The following is a 17,787-nucleotide window of genomic DNA, read 5'->3' as shown; positions in this document are numbered from 1 at the left end:
GGGCGGGCGTCGCGTCAGAGCCCGTCAAATAGTGCGAGCTGCCCGTCCTGCGCCAAGGGCCGCCGGAAGCTCTTGCAATCAAGCGGCGGCAACCGCCCATCGAGGCCGCTGCGCCGGGCCGCTATCTGGAAGCGCCGCTCAAGAAGTTCGGCATAGGTCCCCTCCCCCCGCATGCGATAACCCCAGTCAGCATCGTAGTCGGCCCCGCCGCGCATCTCGCGCAGGAGATTCATCACATGGGCGGCGCGGCCTGGCTCAGCCCGCGCCAGCCAGTCGCGGAAGAGGGGCGCGACCTCCAGCGGCAGGCGCAGGAGGATCCAGCTCGCCGCCCGCGCGCCTGCATCCACGCCCGCCTGCAGGATCGCCTCCATCTCGTGATCATTGAGCGCCGGGATCATCGGCGAGGCCATGACCCGCACCGGCACGCCCGCCGCATTCAGCGCCCGGATCGCCTGCAACCGCCGGGCAGGCGCAGGCGCGCGCGGCTCCATCCGCCGCGACAGGCCGGGATCGAGGGTCGTGACCGAAATGCCCACCTGCACCAGATTGCGCCGCGCCATGTCGGCCAGCAGGTCGATGTCACGCTCGATCAGCGCGCCCTTGGTCACGATCGCCACCGGATGGTTCCAGTCCGACAGAAGCTTCAGAATCTCCCGCATGATCCGGTAGCGCGTCTCGACCGGCTGGTAGGGATCGGTATTGGTACCGATGGCGATCGGCGCCACCTTGTAACCCTTGCGGCCGATCTCGCGCGCCAGCACCTCGGCAGCACCCGGCCGCGCCACCAGCTTCGTCTCGAAATCCAACCCCGGCGACAGGCCGAGGTAGGCATGTGTCGGCCGCGCGAAACAATAGGAGCAGCCATGCTCGCAGCCCCGGTAGGGGTTGATCGTCCGGTCGAACGGCAGGTCGGGCGAGGCCAGGAAATTCAGCATCGAGCGCGGCCGCTCCTCGCAGACCTCGGTCCGCAAGAGCCGCTCCTCCTCGGGCATGTCCCAGCCGTCGTGCGCAGGCGCCCTCGCATAGGGCTCGAACCGGCCCGCGTCATTGGTTGCGGCGCCGCGCGCCCGCAGCCGAAGCGCCGGATCGGCAGGCGTCAGAGGATCTGGGGGGAGGGAAGACTTGGTTCTGATCATGCCGCAAGATTAGAACATATCACGAACAAAATCCACTGCCCCCTATGCGCATCCGACACGGCCACCACCCGCCGGTCGCCTTCCGACGCGGCGAGGTCGCAAATCGCCAAGTTGACATCCCCCCGCGCCCGTAATTACGTCGCAAGGACCGTCAGGAGACATGCCATGGCCGATGAAGGCGACATCATTCTTTCCGAGCTCGACGACGAGGAGCTCGTGCTTCAGATGCACGACGACCTCTACGACGGTCTGAAGGAAGAGATCGAGGAGGGCGTGCGCATCCTTCTCGATCGCGGCTGGGCGCCCTATGACGTGCTCACCAAGGCCCTGGTCGCCGGCATGACCATCGTCGGCGCCGACTTCCGCGACGGCATCCTCTTCGTGCCGGAAGTGCTTCTCGCCGCGAACGCGATGAAGGCGGGCATGGCGATCCTGAAGCCGCTTCTGGCCGAAACCGGTGCGCCCAAGGTCGGCAAGATGGTGATCGGCACGGTGAAGGGCGACATCCATGACATCGGCAAGAACCTTGTCGGCATGATGATGGAAGGCGCGGGCTTCGAGGTTGTCGATCTGGGCATCAACAACCCGGTCGAGAAATATGTCGAGGCGCTGGAGCGCGAGGATGCCGACATCCTCGGCATGTCGGCGCTGCTGACGACCACGATGCCCTACATGAAGGTCGTGATCGACACGCTGAAGGAAAAGGGCATGCGCGACGATTATATCGTGCTCGTCGGCGGCGCCCCTCTGAACGAGGAGTTCGGGCGTGCGATCGGCGCCGACGCCTATTGCCGCGACGCGGCGGTGGCCGTGCAGACCGCCAAGGATCTGATGTCGAAGCGCAAGCACAACCAGCTGGCCTGAGCAGTATGGCGGCTCGCGGGTTCGCTCCCGACCTATGCCCCGAGGAGCGCCGCTCCCCGGGGTTTTTCTTTGCGCGGACGGGCGCTTGCGGTTAGGCTCGCCGCGCCCCAGATTGAGGTAAGGAGGCTGAGATGACCGCGCTGAAAACCGCTTTTCTCGTGATGTCCGTGATCTTCGTCGCGGCCGCAACGATCTGGTTCGCCTTCCAGATGGCAGGCGACGGCCGTTCGGTTCTGTTTGCAGCCGCCGGGCCGGTGCTGCTCGCGGCAGCCGTCCTGGCGCATCTGAAGGGCCGCAAGGGATGATCGCCTCGGACGACAGCCTGACCAGCGACGGGCTTGCGCCCGCACAGGCAGGCCGCGTCCTTCTCATCGCCTGCGGGGCACTCGCGCGCGAGATCCTCGATCTGAAGACCGCGAACCACTGGGATCATCTCGACCTGACCTGCCTGCCCGCGAACCTCCACCTCTATCCAGAACGGATCACCGAGGCCGTGACGGCAGCGGTCGAAAAGCACCGCGCCGACTATCCCTCGATCTTCGTCGTCTATGCCGATTGCGGCACCGGCGGCCTTCTGGAACAGCGCTGCCGCGACCTCGGCGTCGAGATGGTCGCAGGCCCCCATTGCTATTCCTTCTTCGAAGGCAATGCGGCTTTCGCCGCGCGCGAGGAGTTCACCGCCTTCTACCTCACCGACTTTCTCGTCCGGCAATTCGACGCCTTCGTCTGGAAACCGATGGGCCTCGACCGCCACCCCGAGCTGCGCGACATCTATTTCGGCAATTACGAGAAACTCGTCTATCAGGCCCAGACCGACGATCCGGCGCTGGATGACAAGGCCCGCGCCTGCGCCGAACGTTTGGGGCTGGCCTATGAACGCCGCCTCACCGGCTATGGCGACCTGACCCAGGCGCTCGCAAGGCTCTGAAGGCCGCGGATCGCACCGGGGAAGACGTCTCCCCGTTTCATCTTGGCACAAATACCTCGGGGGTGCGGGGGCAGCGCCCCCGCGAGACCTCAGCCCGCCGCCTCAGCCCGCCGCCTCCGCCGCATGCTTGCGGATCCGCGCGACCATTGCCCTCACGCCGTTCGACCGCTGGGCGGACAGATGTTCGTCCAGCCCCAGCCGCTTCAGCTCCGCCGCCGCATCGACCTTCAGCACCTCCGCGACCGTCAGGCCCGAATAAAGCGCATGCAGGATGGCAATGAGGCCCCGCACGATCATCGCATCGCTCTCGCCCCGGAAATCGAACCGCGCGCCCGCGCCGCTGCCCTCGATCTGCGGCAGAAGCCAGACCTGGCTCGCGCAGCCATCGACCTTGATCGCCGGGCTGCGCAGCGCCTCCTCCAGGCCCGGCATCGCCTTGCCCATCTCGATCACATGGCGATAGCGGTCCTCCCAGTCCTCGAGGAACTCGAAGGTCTCGGCAATATCCTCGAAGGCGGGGCTGGCCATGTCTGTCTCCCGTACGTCGCCCCTCCCTACCGCCGTGCGCCGCGAAGGTCCAGAACGGCTCCCCTTTTCACAGGCGCGCGAATGGGCTACCCAGACGGGAAGCAAACCGGAGCCTGCCCATGAACCGCCGCGCCGCCCTTCTCGCCACACTTGCCTTTCCGCTGGCGGCGGCAGGCTGCGGACGCATCCGCGAGAGCCGACTCAATCCGTTCAACTGGTTCGGCCGGGCCAGGCGCGAAAAGCAGGCGACGGTCCTGAAACCGAACGAGGCCGCCGACGGCCGCTTCCTCGTCCGCGAAGTGACCGAACTGAAGGTCGAGAAAACCCAGGGCGGCGCCATCATCCGCGCCACCGGCCTGCCGCCCAGCCAGGGCTGGTGGGAGGCGGAATTGGTCTCCGAAACCCGCGGCCGCCCGGACGAGGACGGCGTGCTCACTTACCGGTTCCTCGTCTTCCCGCCCCTGAAACCCACGCCCGCCTCAACCCCGCGCTCGCGCCAGCTGACCGCCGCCGTCCATCTCTCGGACATCCGGCTCGAAGCGGTGCGCCGGATCGTCGTCCAGGGCGAGACGAACGCGCTTTCGACCGGCCGCTGATCCCCTACTTTCTGTCCTGAAATACTCCCGCCGGAGGCGCCCGAGGCTCGCGCGCCCGGCGCGGGAGCCGAGAGATGTCTTGGCGCCGCAGGCGCCTCTATTGGATAGGCCGCGACCGGCGCGTCGCTCAGACGACGACGACCCTCACGGCCCCGCCCATCGCCGACAAGGCGATCTCGCCCCGGCAGAGCCGCAAGGCGTCGGACCCGAACACTTCATGCCGCCAGCCATGCAGCATCGGCAGCTCGCGCTCGCCGGCCGACAGGGCATCCAGTTCCGAGGCCGCCGCGATCAGCTTCGGCGCCACGCCCGCCTCCTCGCTCTTCGCCTTCAGAAGCACGCGCAGAAGGTCGGCAAGCGCGGTATTGACCTGCAACTGTTCGCGCGCGCCATCGACCTTGGGGAAATCCTCGGGCTTCATCTCCATCCCGGCCTTGACGGCGGCAAGGATGCCCTCGGCAATATCGGCCTTGCGCCCCTCGCGCATCAGAAGCCGCGAGCGGCCAAGCTCCTCGAGGGTCGCGGGCCGGGTCGAGGCCAGCTCCAGCAGCGCATCATCCTTGAAGACGCGGCTGCGCGGCACGTCGCGGGTCTGGGCATAGTCCTCGCGGAAGCGCGCAAGCTCGCGCACGACCGCCATGAACCGCCCCGAATTGGTTCGGGTGCGGACCTTCATCCAGGCCTCTTCCGGCCGGGTGATGTAGGTCTCGGGATCGAGAAGGATCGCGATCTCCTCCTCGACCCAAATCTGGCGCCCGGTCCGTTTCAGCTCCTTGGCGAGATGTTCGTAGATCACCCTCAGATGGGTCACGTCGGCCAGCGCATAGGTCTGCTGCGCGGCACTCAACGGGCGGCGCGACCAGTCGGTGAAGCGCGAGGATTTGTCGAGATTCTCGCGCGCGATCTTCTTGACCAGCGTCTCGTAGCCCACCTGCTCGCCGAAACCGCAGACCATGGCCGCGACCTGGGTGTCGAAGAGCGGTTTGGGAAAGACCTTGCCCTCGACGAAGAAGATCTCAAGGTCCTGGCGCGCGGCGTGAAACACCTTCACCGTCGCCTCATGGCGGAAGAGGTCGTATAGCGGTTCCAGCGACAGATCGCCCCCCGCCAGCGGATCGACCAGAACCGCCTCGCCGTCCTTGCCGGGCAGGGCCATCTGGATGAGGCAGAGCCTGGAATAATAGGTCCGTTCCCTGAGGAACTCCGTATCGATCGTCACATAGGGCTGGGCCTTGGCGGCCTCGCAAAACCGGGCCAGATCGTCGGTCGTGGTAATCGTGCGCATCGCAATCCTGACTGGTGCGGGTTCGTCCCGCCTGTACCCCGGGTGATAGGCGGTCTTTTGCCGATTGCATAGTCTGACGCACCGTCACGCGTCATCGGCGGGCGAAACTGTTGCCCTTCTGTGATGTTTTGCCCGCAAGTATCCGGGATTTATGCGGGAATCACCGTCAGAGATAGAGAGGCGCCCGCTCTCCCTCCGCGAAGCGGCGCAGGACGGCCGGATAGAGCCGATGTTCCATCACCAGAACCTTCGCGGCGAGGCTCTCGGGCGTCTCGCCTGCCGCGACCGCAATCTTCGCCTGACCGAGGATCGGTCCGGCGTCAAGCTCGGGCGTCACTTCGTGCACCGTGCAGCCCGCCTCCGCGTCGCCCGCCGCGATGGCGCGGGCATGGGTGTGAAGCCCGGGATATTTCGGCAGAAGCGAGGGATGGATGTTCAGCATCCGGCCCTTGAAGGCCTCGACGAAGCGCGGAGTCAGCACCCGCATGAAGCCCGCAAGACAGATGATATCGGGCCGCGCGAGGATCAGATGCGCCATCAGCGCATCCTCGAACCCGGCACGGTCCTTGCCATAGGGCCGGTGGTCGACCGCCGCTGTCGGGACGCCCAGCATCCGCGCCCGGTCGAGGCCGGTCGCTGACGGATCATTCGACGCGACCAGCACCGGTCGCGCCGGATGATCGCCCTTCATGCTGGCGGCCAGCGCCACCATGTTGGAGCCACCCCCGGAAATCAGGATGGCCACCCGCTTCACAGCAGCGCGCCCTTGTACTGAACGCCCTCTCCTTGCACGACGCGCCCCATGGGCACCACCGTCTCGCCCATCCCCGCCAGAAGCGCCTGCAGCGCCTCCGCCCGGTCGGCAGCGACAACCAACATCATGCCGATGCCGCAATTGAAGGTCTTGAGAAGCTCGGGCTCGCTCATGCCTGCGGTCTTCGCCAGCCAGCGGAAGACCGGCGGCAGGGTCCAGGCAGAGAGGTCGATCTCGCAGGCCAGCCCCTCGGGGATCACGCGCGGCGGGTTCTCGGTCAGGCCGCCGCCGGTGATATGGGCAAGCCCGTGCACGCCGCCCGCGCGGATCGCGGCCAGCGCCTGCCTCACATAAAGCCGCGTCGGGGCGAGAAGCGCCTGCCCCAGCGTGCCGCCGCCGAACGGCGAGGCTGCGTCCCAGCCAAGGCCGGAAAGCTCCACCACCTTGCGCACGAAGGAATAGCCGTTCGAATGAACGCCATTCGAGCCAAGACCCAAGAGCACATCGCCCTCGGCGACACCCTTGGGCAGGTCCGACCCCCGCTCCATCGCGCCCACGGCAAAACCGGCAAGGTCGAAGTCGCCCTTGTGGTACATGCCCGGCATTTCCGCCGTCTCGCCGCCAATGAGCGCGCAGCCGGATTGCGCACAGCCTTCGGCAATCCCTTCGATGATCCGCGCCGCCTGCTCGATCTCAAGCTTTCCGGTCGCGAAATAATCGAGGAAGAACAAGGGCTCCGCCCCCTGGCAGACCAGATCGTTCACGCACATGGCGACAAGGTCGATGCCGATCGTATCGACATTGCCCGTATCAATCGCGATGCGAAGCTTCGTGCCCACCCCGTCGGTCGCCGCAACCAGAACCGGATCGACATAGCCCGCCGCCTTCAGATCGAAGAGCGCCCCGAAGCCGCCAAGGCCGGACATCGTGCCGGGGCGAGAGGTGCGCTTCGCTGCGGGCTTGATCCGCTCGACCAACGCGTTGCCAGCGTCGATATCGACACCGGCATCGGCATAGGTGAGCCCGTTCTTGGTGGTCATGGCAATCCCCCGCAATCCGTCGCCGCCGCGATACCCGAAACCGCCAGCGGGGGCAACGCGCGATCAGCGCGGCATGCGTGCCCTTGCGGCCTGTCTTGCGCCAAGACCGAAGGAATAGCGCGATAGGGGAATCGCGACGGCAACGTAGCCAAAGAGGACGACCCCCATGATCGCGGCCCCGTCACTTTCTTCCGCCATCAGCTCCTGCATCGCGAGCCACAACAGCAAGCCAACCAGAGCCGCCTGGATCGTCGCGAACCACAGGGCAAAACGCCAGGCTTCCAGCGACACCGCCGCCCGGCCTGCATGGCGCCCGAAACTCATCCCCGCCAAAAGGGCCGGACCGGCGAGCGAGAGGAGCAGGCAGGCGGCGTAGAACAGCACAAAGCCGGAAAGCAGCGGAATGTCGCTTGCGACGAGAACCAGCGCCTCCGTCAAGACCAACCCCAGCCCGTAGACTGCTGTGACCCGCCAGAATTGTGGCATATGGCGCCCTCCCTCGGTGAATAGTTACCTGAGCCTGTCCGTCCGCGCAAAGATGTTGACCCCGTCGGCGACCCGGCTTAGTGAAACGCTGGTCGGGCCTGTAGCTCAATGGTCAGAGCAGGGCGCTCATAACGCCTTGGTTGGGGGTTCGAGTCCCTCCGGGCCTACCAACCTATCCCGTGGAAACCTGTCAACGGCGGCGTCAAAGCCTGCCACTGTGGGGCGCGCGCCTGGGAGTGAGCGGCCATGATGCAGCGCAGGTTCCAGGGCACATTGGCCGTCGGGCCAATTCCCTGCGGCTCAGTTTCCGGGGTTGGCAAGGCGGGCGCGGCTCTGGTTGCGGCGGTAAGCTACGCCGTTCGTTTCCGGGATGTTGATGTGGCAGTTCGCCGACACCGCAAATCCAGTCGGTTCCGTCGCCGGACCGCTCTTGCGGGACGTGCGGCCGCTGCGGCGCCTGCGCGGAAGCGTCGGAACGACACCTGCCCCATCCTGCGGCACCAGGACTTGACGGATCGCCGATTCGGGCGCAACTGTACTGAAGTATAGCAAGGTGAGCCCATGCCCCGCCCCGCCCGATACGATCTTCTGTTCGAACCGGTCCGCATCGGCCCCAAGACCGCGAAGAACCGGTTCTTCCAGGTTCCGCATGCATCCGGCATGACCAATGCCAACCCGCATGTGCGGGCGGCTTTCAGGGGCATGAAGGCCGAGGGCGGCTGGGGCGTGGTCTCGACCGGCGCCTGTTCGGTCCATCCCTCGTCCGATGACAGCCCCTTTCCCTTCGCCTCGCTCTGGGATGCGGCAGACATACGCGCCCATGCGCTGATGACGGATGCCGCGCACGACCATGGCGCGCTGGCGGCGGTCGAACTCTGGCACGGCGGGGCGGCGGCGATGAACCGCACGACGCGCCACCCTGCCCTCTCGCCCTCCGGCGTGCCCTGGATGGCGACGCACCCGGGCTTCATCTCGGCCGCGCGGCCCAAGGTGATGGACCGAAGCGACATCCGCGACCTGATCCGCTGGCATGCCGAGGCGGCGGTGCGGGCAGAAGAAGCGGGCTTCGACATCCTCTATGTCTATGCAGGCATGGGCTATCTGCCCTATCAGTTCCTGCTCTCGGACTACAACAAGCGCACCGACGCCTATGGCGGCTCGGTCGCCAACCGGGCGCGGCTGACGCTCGACCTCATCGACGCGGTACGCGAGGCGACGGGCGGGCGCTGCGCCGTAGCCTTGCGCATCTCGCTTCAGGAACTGCGCGGGCGGCCATCCGAGAATGCGCCGTCCGAAGCGCATGAGGTGATTGCGGCGCTGAAGGACGCGCCGGACCTGTTCGACGTGAAGATGGATTATTCCGCGACCGATTGCGCGCCCTCGCGCTATGTCGGCGAAGCCAGCCACGAACCCACCGTCGATTTCGTCAAACAGGTCACCGACAAGCCGGTCGTCGGTGTCGGCCGCTTCACCTCGCCCGACACGATGGTCTCGATGGTCAGGCGCGGGGTTCTCGACCTGATCGGCGGCGCGCGGCCCTCGATCGCCGATCCGTTCCTGCCCCGAAAGATCGAGGAAGGCCGCGAGGCGGAGATCCGCGAATGTATCGGCTGCAATATCTGCATCTCTTCCTGGCATGACGGCGTCTGGGTCCGCTGCACCCAGAACCCGACGGCAGGCGAGGAATGGCGGCGCGGCTGGCACCCCGAGATCGTGCGGAAGGACAGCGAGGGGTCGGTTCTCATTGTCGGCGGCGGCCCGTCGGGGCTCGAGGCGGCACTGACGCTCGCCCGGCGCGGCTTTCAGGTTTCGGTCGCCGAAAAGGCGCGGGAGTTCGGCGGGCGGCTTGTGTGGGAAAGCAGGCTGCCGGGCCTGCGCCAGTGGTTCCGGGTGATCGACTACCGGCTCGGGCGGCTCCGCGAGATGCCCAACGTCTCGCTTTTCGCCGAAAGCGAGCTGGCGGCCGGGGATGTAAGCGATTTCGGTGCCGGTCATGTGGTGGTGGCGACCGGCGCGCGCTGGCTGAAAAGTCTCTGCAAGGACAGCGAGTTGCCGGGCGATCCTCTCGCGGCGCCGCGGGTCTATACGCCCGATGACATCGCCCGGGGGGAAGAGATAGAAGGCCCGGTCGCGGTTTTCGATTTCGACAATTACTACATGGGCTCTGCGATCGCCGAACATCTGGCGGCGAAGGGGCTGAAGACCACCTACATCACCTCGGCAGGCGCGGCGCAGGCCTGGGGGATCATGACCAACGAACAGCCCCATGTGCACCGTGCCTTCCTGAAGGCAGGTATCGCCTACCGGACGCTGGAACTGGTGACCGGCTTTGATGGCGGGACCCTGCGCCTCGCGCAATTCTTCACCGGCGAGGCGCGCGAGATCGAGGCGCGCTCGCTTGTGATCGTCGGGCAAAGGTCGGGCGGATCGGCACTTTACGACGCTCTCGCGCGGGAGGATGGCCTACCTTTCTCGCTTTCGCTCACCGGCGATGCCAATGCACCGGGCGCCATCGCCCATGCGGTCTATCAGGGCCATATGACGGCCCGCGCCCTCGGCCTGCCCCGTGGCGCGACCGACGCCCGCCGCGATGCGCCCTTCCCGCCGCCTGAATTTCAGCCTCATCGCGTCGACGAGGCCGCCCAATGAGGCGCGGGCAAAATTCTTCGAAGAATTTTGCCAAGATTTTTCGAAAAATCTTGGCGCGCGAGTCTCGTCGACCGCGAGCTCGGGGGCAGGCAGCATGAGCGCCCGCCCCCGCCGCGCGTCGCGGAGCGCCGCTGCCATCCGGCAAGCGCCCTTCGGGCAGCGGCCGCGCCCCTACCAACCCGTCCAAGTGCTGAGCGCCGATCAGGTGGAGGCGATCCATGTGGCCGCCCTCTCGATCCTCTCCGAGATCGGCATGCGCGTCCTCGACCCGACCGCGCGCGATCTCTTCCGCAGCGCCGGCGCCGGGGTCCAGGATCAGACCGTCCGCCTCGACCCCGGCCTGATCGCCGAACGGCTTGCGGCCGTGCCCGCTCGCTTCCCGCTCGAGGCCCGCAACCCCGCCAAGACCCTGATCGTCGGCGGCGACCATTGCATCTATTCCTCCGTCGGCGGCCCCGCCTATGTGATGGACAATGACCGCGGCCGCCGCGACGGCACCTATGCCGAGATGTGCGATTATCTGCGGCTGGTCCAGACGCTGAACGTCCTCCATCAGGAAGGCGGCGGCCCGTTCGAACCGATGGACCTGCCCGCCAATACCCGGCATCTGGATATTTACCGGGCGGAGATCGGGCTTCTCGACAAAAGCTGGCAGGGCCAGACGCTCGGCCGCGCCCGGACGATGGACGGGATCGAGATGGCGGCGATCATGCTTGGCACGACGCCCGAGGGGCTGAAGGACCGCCCCGTCCTGATCGGCGTCATCAACACCAATTCGCCCCTGCAACTCGATATTCCGATGGCCGAGGGGCTGATCGCGATGGCCGACCATGGCCAGCCGGTCGCCATCACGCCCTTCACGCTCGCGGGCGCCATGGCGCCGGTGACGCTGGCAGGCGCTCTCGCCCAGCAGCATGCCGAGGCGATTGTCGGGATCGTCCTGACCCAGATCGTGCGCGCCGGCTGCCCGGTCCTTTATGGCGGCTTCACCTCGAACGTCGACATGCGCTCGGGGGCGCCCGCCTTCGGCACGCCGGAATATGTGAAGGCGGCGCAAGCCTCGGGCCAGCTTGCCCGCCATATCGGCGTGCCGTTCCGGTCCTCGAACGTCACGGCGGCGAACGCGGTGGACGCGCAGGCGGCCTATGAGAGCCAGATGGCGCTCTGGGGCGCGCTCATGGGCGGGGCGAACCTTCTGGAACATGCCGCCGGATGGCTGCATGGCGGGCTGACCGCCAGTTTCGAAAAGCTCATCCTCGATGCCGAACTTCTGCAGATGATGGACGCCTATTTCACCCCCATCGACACATCGCCAGCCGCGCTTGGCCTCGATGCGATCCGCGAGGCAGGCCCCGGCGGGCATTTCTTCGGCACCGCCCACACGATGGAACGCTACGAGACCGCCTTCCATGCGCCGCTCCTCTCGAACTGGGACAATTATCCCAACTGGCTCGAACGCGGCGGCATCGACGCCCGCGCCCGGGCGAATACGGTCTGGAAGCAGCTCTTGGCCGAATACGAGGAACCTACACTCGACCCTGGCATTGCCGAGGCGCTCGACGATTATGTCGCGCGCCGCAAGGCCGAGGGCGGCGCGCCGATGAACTGAGGGTCAGATGGCACATATCCGCGAGACATTCCCCTTTGAGATCGAAATCGTCGAGAATGTCTTCGTGCCGATGGCGGATGGGGTGCGGCTTGCGGGCAAACTCTGGCGCCCCAAGGGGACAGGTCCGGTGCCCGCGATCCTTGAATATCTGCCCTACCGCAAGCGCGAGGGGACAAGGGCGCGCGACCAGAAGATGCATGCCTGGCTTGCCGGGCACGGCTATGCCTGCCTCAGGCTGGACATCCGCGGCACCGGCGACAGCGAAGGGCTGATCGACGACGAATATACGGTACAGGAACAGGAGGATGGCGTCGTGGCCATCGACTGGATCGCACGCCAGGACTGGTGCGACGGGCAGGTCGCGATGTACGGCATTTCCTGGGGCGGCTTCAACGGGTTGCAGATCGCCGCGCGCCAGCCGCCCGCGCTGAAGACGATCATCACCGTGGGTTCGACCGACGACCGCTATGCGACCGATGTCCATTATGTGGGAGGCTGCCTGTCGAAGGACAATTTCGACTGGTCGGCCACCATGTTCGCCCATAACGACCTGCCGCCCGACCCGGCAATCGTCGGCGAAAAATGGCGCGAGATGTGGAGGGCGCGCATTCGCCACAACAGCCCGTGGATCCTGCCATGGCTCACGCATCAGCGCCGCGATGCCTACTGGCAGCAGGGATCGGTCTGCGAGGATTTCTCGAAGATCACCATCCCGGTCTTTGCGGTGTCCGGCTGGGCCGACAATTATTCAGAAAGCGTGCCACGGTTGCTCGCGGGCCTCTCCGGGCCGCGCCTCGGCCTCATTGGCCCCTGGGCCCATTCCTTCCCGCATGACGTGGCCGTCCACCCCGCCATCGGCTGGCTGCAGGAGGTGGTCCGCTGGTGCGATCACTGGCTGAAGGGGCGCGACACCGGCATCATGGACGGGCCGATGTACCGGGTCTGGATGCAGGAAAGCGCAGCGCCCGCGACCTGCTATCTCGACCGCCCCGGCCGCTGGGTGGGCGAGGCAAGCTGGCCCTCGCCCCGGATCGACATGCGATCCCTTCATCTGAACGCGGGCGGCGCGCTTGGCGAAACCGCCACGCCCCCCGCCCCGGTGCCGATCCGCTCGCCCCTCTGGGTCGGCCTCGCGGCGGGCGAAGTCGGGCGCTATGGCGAGGATGCCGAATGGCCGCCCGACCAGCGCGAGGACGATGGCGGCTCGCTGGTCTTTGTCAGCGAGCCCCTGCCCGGGCGCACCGAGATTCTCGGCGCGCCGCAGCTTCGCTTGCGCTTTTCCTGTGACAAGCCGCTCGCCCTTGTCGCGGTACGGCTGAATGACGTGATGCCGGACGGCCGCTCGACCCGCGTCGCGCTCGGCCTCCTGAACCTGACGCACCGCGATAGCCACGAACAGGCGGCGGCGCTGGAGCCGGGCCGCATTTACGAGGCAACCGTCGATCTCGACGATATCGCCCATGCCTTCCCGGCCGGTCACCGCATCGCGGTTTCGCTCTCCACCACTTACTGGCCCATCGCCTGGCCCTCGCCGGAACTGGCAACCCTGACCGTCATCACCGGCGAAAGCCGCCTGGCGCTGCCCGTCCGCCCGCCCGATCCGGCGGACGATGCGCTGCGCCCGTTCGACCCGCCCGAGATGGCCGCGCCCACGCCCTCGACCGAGCTGCCCGTCGAGGCGCCCCACCGCCGCACCATCCGCCGCGATCTTCTGTCCGGCGAGATGGTGGTGGATTTCCCGCGCTGGACCTATGCGACGGAGATGCCCGACATCGGCCAGACCGTCCGATCCGACGCGCTCGCCCGCTACCGGATCACGGACGGCGACCCGCTGTCGGCGATCTGCGAGACGCAGGCCAATGTGGTGATCGAGCGCCAGGATGGCGCCTTCGGCCACCATTCGCACGGCCGGCTGACCGCCGACGCCAGCCATTTCCGGGTCGAGATGAGCCTGCGGATCACCGAGAACGGCGAGACGACCTTCGAGCGACACTGGGACGAAAGGATCGCGCGTGACCATGTCTAGAGACAAGCCGGGGCATTCGGGAAAGCCGTTTCAACAAAGTGCCGGATTTCTGGAAGAAATCCGGACGGAGCCTTTGAAAGGCTCCGGACCGATTTCTTTGCAAGAAATCGGTGCGCTGACCGCGTGCCAACGCTCGCTCACGAGGCCGGACAGAGGATCATGCTGAGATATGCCGTCAAGCGCATCGGCCTTGCCGTCGTGATCCTCTTCACGGTGATGCTGGCGATGTACGCGATGGTGTTTCTGGTGCCGGGCGATCCGGCCTCGCTGGCGCTCGGGCCGCGCGCCACGCCGGAACTGAAGGCGCTATTGCGCGAGCGCATGGGGCTCGACCAGCCGGTCCTGTCGCAGATCTGGCATTTCTTCGCCAGCGCCGCCACGGGGGACCTCGGCTATGATGTCTGGTCGAAGCGCCCGGTCCTTGACCAGATCCTCGAATTCTTCCCAAACACCCTGATCCTCGGCGCGCTGGCACTTGGCTGGGCGCTTGTCGCCGGCGTGGCGCTTGGCTGCCTCGCCGTCGTCTGGCGGGGCCGGATGATCGACCGGCTGCTCGGTGTCCTCTCGGTGAGCCTCATTTCCGTCCCGGCCTTCGTCGTCGCGATCTATGCGCTTCTCGTCTTCGCGGTCTGGCTTCGCTGGCTGCCCGCCATCGGCGCCGGAACGCCCGGCGATCTGGTCAGCCAGGCGAAGGCGGTGATCCTGCCTGCCTTCGCGCTCGGGGTCGGATGGGTCGGCTATATCGCCCGCCTCGTCCGCGCCTCGATGCTGGAGGTGATGGGCGAGAACCATATCCGCACCGCCCGCGCCTTCGGCCTGCCCGAAAGCCGGATCGTGCTGCGCTATGCGCTCCGCATCGCCATCATCCCGACCATCGCCATCCTCGCCGTCGGCCTCGGCTCGGTCCTCTCAAGCGCGGTCTTCGTCGAGACAGTCTTTGGCCGCCCGGGGATCGGCACGCTGATCACCGGCGCCGTGCAAAAACGGAACTATCCGGTGGTGATGGGCACGGTCCTTTTCATGACCGCCTTCTACCTCTTCATCGTCACCGCTGCCGATCTGCTGATCGCGCGGCTCGACCCGAGGGTGCGCGATGTCTTCCGGGGCTGACCGCAGCTTGCTCAGATCGCTGGTCAGCGACCCGATGGGGGCGCTGGGGCTGGTGCTCGTCCTTCTCTTTCTTGCCATGGCGCTCTTCGCTCCCTGGCTGGCACCAGCCGACCCGGTGAAGCTCGACGTCACGCAGAAATTCCAGCCGCCGAGCCTGACCCATTGGGCGGGCACCGACCAGCTTGGCCGCGACCTGCTGTCACGCATCATCTATGGCGCGCGCACCGCGGTCTCTATCGCGGTCACTTCGGTCGGGCTTGCGGGGCTTATCGGCCTCCTCCTCGGCATGATCGCGGGCTACGGACCGCGCTGGCTCGATGCGATCCTCGTCCTTCTGTTCGATTCCCTCTCCTCGCTGCCGATGATCCTCTTCGCGCTCGCGGTCATCACCGTCATCGGGCCGGGAACCTCGACCCTGATCCTCGTCGTCGTCATCGTCTCGATCCCCGGCTACGCCAGGCTGATCCGGGCCCAGACGCTCGGCCTTTCCGGCGCCGACTTCATCCAGGCCGAACGGGCGATGGGCGCGGGGCCGGTGCGCGTCCTTCTTCGCCATCTCTTGCCCAATGTCGTCGGGCCGCTCGTGATCCTTCTGTCGATGGATATCCCCGTCGTCATCATGCTTGAGGCGGGGCTTTCCTACCTGAACCTCGGCGTCCGCCCGCCGACACCTTCCTGGGGCAATATCCTCTATGATGGCTACACCTCGCTGCGTTCGGCGCCCTATATGGTTCTGATCGCGGGCCTGCCGCTCGTCCTCTCCACCCTCGGCTTTACCTTCCTAGGCGAGGGCTTGCGCGACGCGCTCGACCCCAAGCTTCGCCACGGGGTGCCGCGATGACAGGAGCGGTTCTGCAGATCGAGGGGCTGAAGCTCGATTACGCCGTGCCGGGCGGACGGCTTCACGCGCTTCGCCATGTGTCACTTTCTATCAAGAAGGGCGAGGTTCTGGGTATCGCGGGCGAAAGCGGTTGCGGCAAGTCCACGCTCGCCGCCGCGATGATCGGCCTGACCGGCGCCAATGCGCGCCAGAGCGCCGGAACCATCCGGCTTGGCGGTCAGGACATGGCGAGCCTGAGCGAGGACGACCGCCGCCGCCTGCGCGGTCGCAAGATCGCGATGGTGTTTCAGGATCCGATGACAGCCTTCAACCCGGTTCTGACGATCGGCGGGCAACTGACGGATTTTCAACATAATATCGAAGGCCTCGGTCGCGCCGAAAAACGCGCCCGGGCGCAGGCGATGCTTTCCCGCGTCGGCCTGTCCGACCCCGCCCTGATCATGGGGCGCTACCCGCACGAACTCTCTGGCGGCATGCGCCAGCGCGCCGCCATTGCCGCCGCCCTGCTCCTGCAGCCCGAGGTGCTGATCGCCGACGAACCAACCACCGCACTTGACGTGACGATGGAGGCGCAGATCATCCACCTCTTCCGCGAGCTGCGCGACGATTATGACGGCGCGATGGTGATCGTCACCCACCATCTCGGCGTGATCGCCGAGCTTTGCGACCGGGTGGCCATCATGTACGCGGGCGAGGTGGTCGAGGAAGGACCCGTGGACGCGATCTATCATGGCGCCCGACACCCCTACACGCGGGCCCTGATGGCCTGCGACCCGGCGATGATCGAGGGGCGGACCGCGCGCTTGCCCACCATTGGCGGCGCCCTGCCCGACCTGCGAAGCCCGCCGCCCGGCTGCGCCTTCGCGCCGCGCTGCCCGCTCGCCACCGACCGCTGCCGCGCCGAGGCGCCGCCGGACGTCCAACTCACAGCTGGCCACCGCGCGCTGTGCCACGAGGTCCGGCCATGAGCGCGCTTCTGTCCATCCGCGACCTTTCGGTCGATTTCGCGCTGGGTAGCTGGCTGGATATCGGCGCCCGCAGGCAGCTGAACATCCTCTCCGGCATCTCGCTCGATCTTGTGCCCGGCGAGACGCTCGGGCTCGTCGGCGAAAGCGGCTCGGGCAAGACCACCCTCGCCCGCGCGATCCTCGGCCTGCAGAAGCTGAGCGGCGGGACGATCCAATTCGAAGGCGCGCCGCTTGCCTCCCCATCCGATTTCGCCCGCGTGCGCCGCCGGACGGCGATGATGTTTCAGGATGCGGTCAGCTCGCTGTCGCCGCGCATGGCGGTGGGTGAGGCCGTGACCGAGCCATTCGCGATCCACCGCGAGGCGCTCGCCGACAGGCGCCAGACCGCGCGCGACCTTTTGGCCGAGGTCGGCCTCCGCCCCGAGATTGCCAGCCGCTTCCCGCATGAACTCTCCGGCGGTCAGGCGCGGCGGGTGGGCGTCGCCCGCGCACTTGCACTGCGCCCGGCGCTGGTCATCGCCGACGAACCGACGGCGGGGCTGGATGTCTCGGTGCAGGCCGAGATCCTCAATCTAATGGCCGACCTGAAGGACCGCCTGTCGCTCAGCTACCTGATCATCACCCACAATCTGGCCCTTGTCCGCCATGTCGCGGACCGGATCGCGGTCCTCTATCTCGGGCGGCTGGTGGAAACGGGACCGAGCGAAAAGATCTTCGCCCGCCCCGCCCATCCCTACACCAGAAGCCTGATTGCCGCCGAGCCGATCCCCGACCCGCGCCGCCGCCGCGCCGATCTGGCGATCAAGGGCGAGATCCCCAGCATCCTGCGACGCCCCGGGGGTTGCGTCTTTCACACCCGCTGCCCGATCGCCAAGGACCGTTGCAAGACCGAGACCCCCGCGCCCCGGCGCGAGGGCGCCCACCAAGTCAACTGCCATTTCGCCGATATCTGACCAAGGGAGGACAA

General features: G+C 66.8%; 17 protein-coding genes and 1 tRNA gene. 12 read left to right on the top strand and 6 right to left on the bottom strand.

The features are described from left to right. Positions 1 to 14 precede the first annotated feature (14 nt). Positions 15 to 1,136, bottom strand: a complete 1,122-nt coding sequence (locus P0645_RS09050; protein ID WP_284164248.1) for a PA0069 family radical SAM protein — start codon at positions 1,134 to 1,136, stop codon at positions 15 to 17. A 165-nt stretch (positions 1,137 to 1,301) separates the two neighbouring features. Here P0645_RS09050 and P0645_RS09045 point away from each other — a divergent pair, with 165 nt between their 5' ends. From P0645_RS09045 to P0645_RS09035, 3 genes are all read left to right on the top strand, one after another. After that, the gene (locus tag P0645_RS09045; protein WP_284164247.1) at positions 1,302 to 2,000 is read left to right on the top strand and encodes a cobalamin B12-binding domain-containing protein; all 699 of its coding nucleotides are present in this window, start codon (positions 1,302 to 1,304) and stop codon (positions 1,998 to 2,000) included. 131 nt (positions 2,001 to 2,131) lie between these two features. Continuing rightward, a complete protein-coding gene (locus tag P0645_RS09040) occupies positions 2,132 to 2,305 on the top strand; it encodes a hypothetical protein (RefSeq protein ID WP_284164246.1) in 174 nt (57 codons plus the stop codon). Beyond that, entirely contained in the window at positions 2,302 to 2,928 is a 627-nt protein-coding gene (locus P0645_RS09035; protein WP_284164245.1) for a DUF1638 domain-containing protein, read from the top strand. The genes P0645_RS09040 and P0645_RS09035 overlap by 4 nt, the downstream gene beginning before the upstream one ends. A 102-nt stretch (positions 2,929 to 3,030) precedes the next feature. On the opposite strand, the gene P0645_RS09030 is transcribed toward P0645_RS09035, so the two are convergent. After that, a complete protein-coding gene (locus tag P0645_RS09030; protein ID WP_284164244.1) occupies positions 3,031 to 3,456 on the bottom strand; it encodes a SufE family protein in 426 nt (141 codons plus the stop codon). A gap of 119 nt (positions 3,457 to 3,575) precedes the next feature. Between P0645_RS09030 and P0645_RS09025 the strand changes: the two genes are divergently transcribed. Then, the gene (locus tag P0645_RS09025; RefSeq protein ID WP_284164243.1) at positions 3,576 to 4,052 is read left to right on the top strand and encodes an SH2 domain-containing protein; all 477 of its coding nucleotides are present in this window, start codon (positions 3,576 to 3,578) and stop codon (positions 4,050 to 4,052) included. Between the two features lie 127 nt (positions 4,053 to 4,179). On the opposite strand, the gene rnd is transcribed toward P0645_RS09025, so the two are convergent. From rnd to P0645_RS09005, 4 genes are all read right to left on the bottom strand, one after another. After that, positions 4,180 to 5,337 (bottom strand): ribonuclease D, encoded by a 1,158-nt coding sequence (gene rnd, locus P0645_RS09020; RefSeq protein WP_284164242.1) that lies wholly within the window; start codon positions 5,335 to 5,337, stop codon positions 4,180 to 4,182. A gap of 166 nt (positions 5,338 to 5,503) precedes the next feature. Then, a complete protein-coding gene (gene purN / locus P0645_RS09015; RefSeq protein ID WP_284164241.1) occupies positions 5,504 to 6,091 on the bottom strand; it encodes a phosphoribosylglycinamide formyltransferase in 588 nt (195 codons plus the stop codon). Continuing rightward, on the bottom strand, positions 6,088 to 7,131 hold the full coding sequence (gene purM, locus P0645_RS09010; protein WP_284164240.1) for a phosphoribosylformylglycinamidine cyclo-ligase: 1,044 nt from the start codon (positions 7,129 to 7,131) through the stop codon (positions 6,088 to 6,090). The genes purN and purM overlap by 4 nt, the downstream gene beginning before the upstream one ends. Before the next feature lie 63 nt (positions 7,132 to 7,194). Beyond that, positions 7,195 to 7,617 carry an ABZJ_00895 family protein gene (locus P0645_RS09005; RefSeq protein ID WP_284164239.1) on the bottom strand — a complete coding sequence of 141 codons (423 nt, stop codon included), beginning with the start codon at positions 7,615 to 7,617 and terminating at the stop codon, positions 7,195 to 7,197. Positions 7,618 to 7,711: 94 nt separating this feature from the next. Here P0645_RS09005 and P0645_RS09000 point away from each other — a divergent pair. The 8 genes from P0645_RS09000 (at position 7,712) to P0645_RS08965 (ending at position 17,773) form a co-directional block, all read left to right on the top strand. Further along, positions 7,712 to 7,787, top strand: a tRNA-Ile gene (locus P0645_RS09000). 391 nt (positions 7,788 to 8,178) lie between these two features. Next, on the top strand, positions 8,179 to 10,266 hold the full coding sequence (locus tag P0645_RS08995) for an oxidoreductase (RefSeq protein ID WP_284164238.1): 2,088 nt from the start codon (positions 8,179 to 8,181) through the stop codon (positions 10,264 to 10,266). A gap of 94 nt (positions 10,267 to 10,360) precedes the next feature. Continuing rightward, positions 10,361 to 11,875 (top strand): trimethylamine methyltransferase family protein, encoded by a 1,515-nt coding sequence (locus P0645_RS08990; RefSeq protein ID WP_284164237.1) that lies wholly within the window; start codon positions 10,361 to 10,363, stop codon positions 11,873 to 11,875. Between the two features lie 7 nt (positions 11,876 to 11,882). Continuing rightward, positions 11,883 to 13,901 (top strand): CocE/NonD family hydrolase, encoded by a 2,019-nt coding sequence (locus tag P0645_RS08985; protein ID WP_284164236.1) that lies wholly within the window; start codon positions 11,883 to 11,885, stop codon positions 13,899 to 13,901. A gap of 159 nt (positions 13,902 to 14,060) precedes the next feature. Next, positions 14,061 to 15,011 carry an ABC transporter permease gene (locus P0645_RS08980; protein ID WP_284164235.1) on the top strand — a complete coding sequence of 317 codons (951 nt, stop codon included), beginning with the start codon at positions 14,061 to 14,063 and terminating at the stop codon, positions 15,009 to 15,011. 7 nt (positions 15,012 to 15,018) lie between these two features. Next, on the top strand, positions 15,019 to 15,852 hold the full coding sequence (locus P0645_RS08975) for an ABC transporter permease (protein WP_284164234.1): 834 nt from the start codon (positions 15,019 to 15,021) through the stop codon (positions 15,850 to 15,852). Beyond that, positions 15,849 to 16,820 carry an ABC transporter ATP-binding protein gene (locus tag P0645_RS08970; protein WP_284164233.1) on the top strand — a complete coding sequence of 324 codons (972 nt, stop codon included), beginning with the start codon at positions 15,849 to 15,851 and terminating at the stop codon, positions 16,818 to 16,820. The genes P0645_RS08975 and P0645_RS08970 overlap by 4 nt, the downstream gene beginning before the upstream one ends. After that, positions 16,817 to 17,773: an ABC transporter ATP-binding protein gene (locus P0645_RS08965; RefSeq protein WP_284164232.1), complete on the top strand. Its 957-nt coding sequence runs from the start codon at positions 16,817 to 16,819 to the stop codon at positions 17,771 to 17,773. The genes P0645_RS08970 and P0645_RS08965 overlap by 4 nt, the downstream gene beginning before the upstream one ends. The last annotated feature ends 14 nt before the right edge of the window (positions 17,774 to 17,787 follow it).

Origin of the sequence: Frigidibacter sp. SD6-1, from assembly GCF_030143255.1 — a bacterium.
Lineage (GTDB): Bacteria > Pseudomonadota > Alphaproteobacteria > Rhodobacterales > Rhodobacteraceae > TMP-24.
The sequence above is the reverse complement of the archived record's forward strand: the minus strand, read 5'-3'. Positions and strand labels throughout refer to the sequence as shown.

What these genes read in the sequence shown, in the direction of transcription:
- rnd (WP_284164242.1), bottom strand. Translation starts at nt 5,337, where the DNA reads ATGCGCACGATTACCACGACCGACGATCTGGCCCGGTTTTGCGAGGCC.
- P0645_RS09040 (WP_284164246.1), top strand. Translation starts at nt 2,132, where the DNA reads ATGACCGCGCTGAAAACCGCTTTTCTCGTGATGTCCGTGATCTTCGTC.
- P0645_RS08985 (WP_284164236.1), top strand. Translation starts at nt 11,883, where the DNA reads ATGGCACATATCCGCGAGACATTCCCCTTTGAGATCGAAATCGTCGAG.
- P0645_RS09050 (WP_284164248.1), bottom strand. Translation starts at nt 1,136, where the DNA reads ATGATCAGAACCAAGTCTTCCCTCCCCCCAGATCCTCTGACGCCTGCC.
- P0645_RS08995 (WP_284164238.1), top strand. Translation starts at nt 8,179, where the DNA reads ATGCCCCGCCCCGCCCGATACGATCTTCTGTTCGAACCGGTCCGCATC.
- P0645_RS08980 (WP_284164235.1), top strand. Translation starts at nt 14,061, where the DNA reads ATGCTGAGATATGCCGTCAAGCGCATCGGCCTTGCCGTCGTGATCCTC.
- P0645_RS08970 (WP_284164233.1), top strand. Translation starts at nt 15,849, where the DNA reads ATGACAGGAGCGGTTCTGCAGATCGAGGGGCTGAAGCTCGATTACGCC.
- P0645_RS09005 (WP_284164239.1), bottom strand. Translation starts at nt 7,617, where the DNA reads ATGCCACAATTCTGGCGGGTCACAGCAGTCTACGGGCTGGGGTTGGTC.
- P0645_RS09045 (WP_284164247.1), top strand. Translation starts at nt 1,302, where the DNA reads ATGGCCGATGAAGGCGACATCATTCTTTCCGAGCTCGACGACGAGGAG.
- P0645_RS09030 (WP_284164244.1), bottom strand. Translation starts at nt 3,456, where the DNA reads ATGGCCAGCCCCGCCTTCGAGGATATTGCCGAGACCTTCGAGTTCCTC.
- purM (WP_284164240.1), bottom strand. Translation starts at nt 7,131, where the DNA reads ATGACCACCAAGAACGGGCTCACCTATGCCGATGCCGGTGTCGATATC.
- P0645_RS08965 (WP_284164232.1), top strand. Translation starts at nt 16,817, where the DNA reads ATGAGCGCGCTTCTGTCCATCCGCGACCTTTCGGTCGATTTCGCGCTG.
- P0645_RS09025 (WP_284164243.1), top strand. Translation starts at nt 3,576, where the DNA reads ATGAACCGCCGCGCCGCCCTTCTCGCCACACTTGCCTTTCCGCTGGCG.
- P0645_RS08990 (WP_284164237.1), top strand. Translation starts at nt 10,361, where the DNA reads ATGAGCGCCCGCCCCCGCCGCGCGTCGCGGAGCGCCGCTGCCATCCGG.
- P0645_RS09035 (WP_284164245.1), top strand. Translation starts at nt 2,302, where the DNA reads ATGATCGCCTCGGACGACAGCCTGACCAGCGACGGGCTTGCGCCCGCA.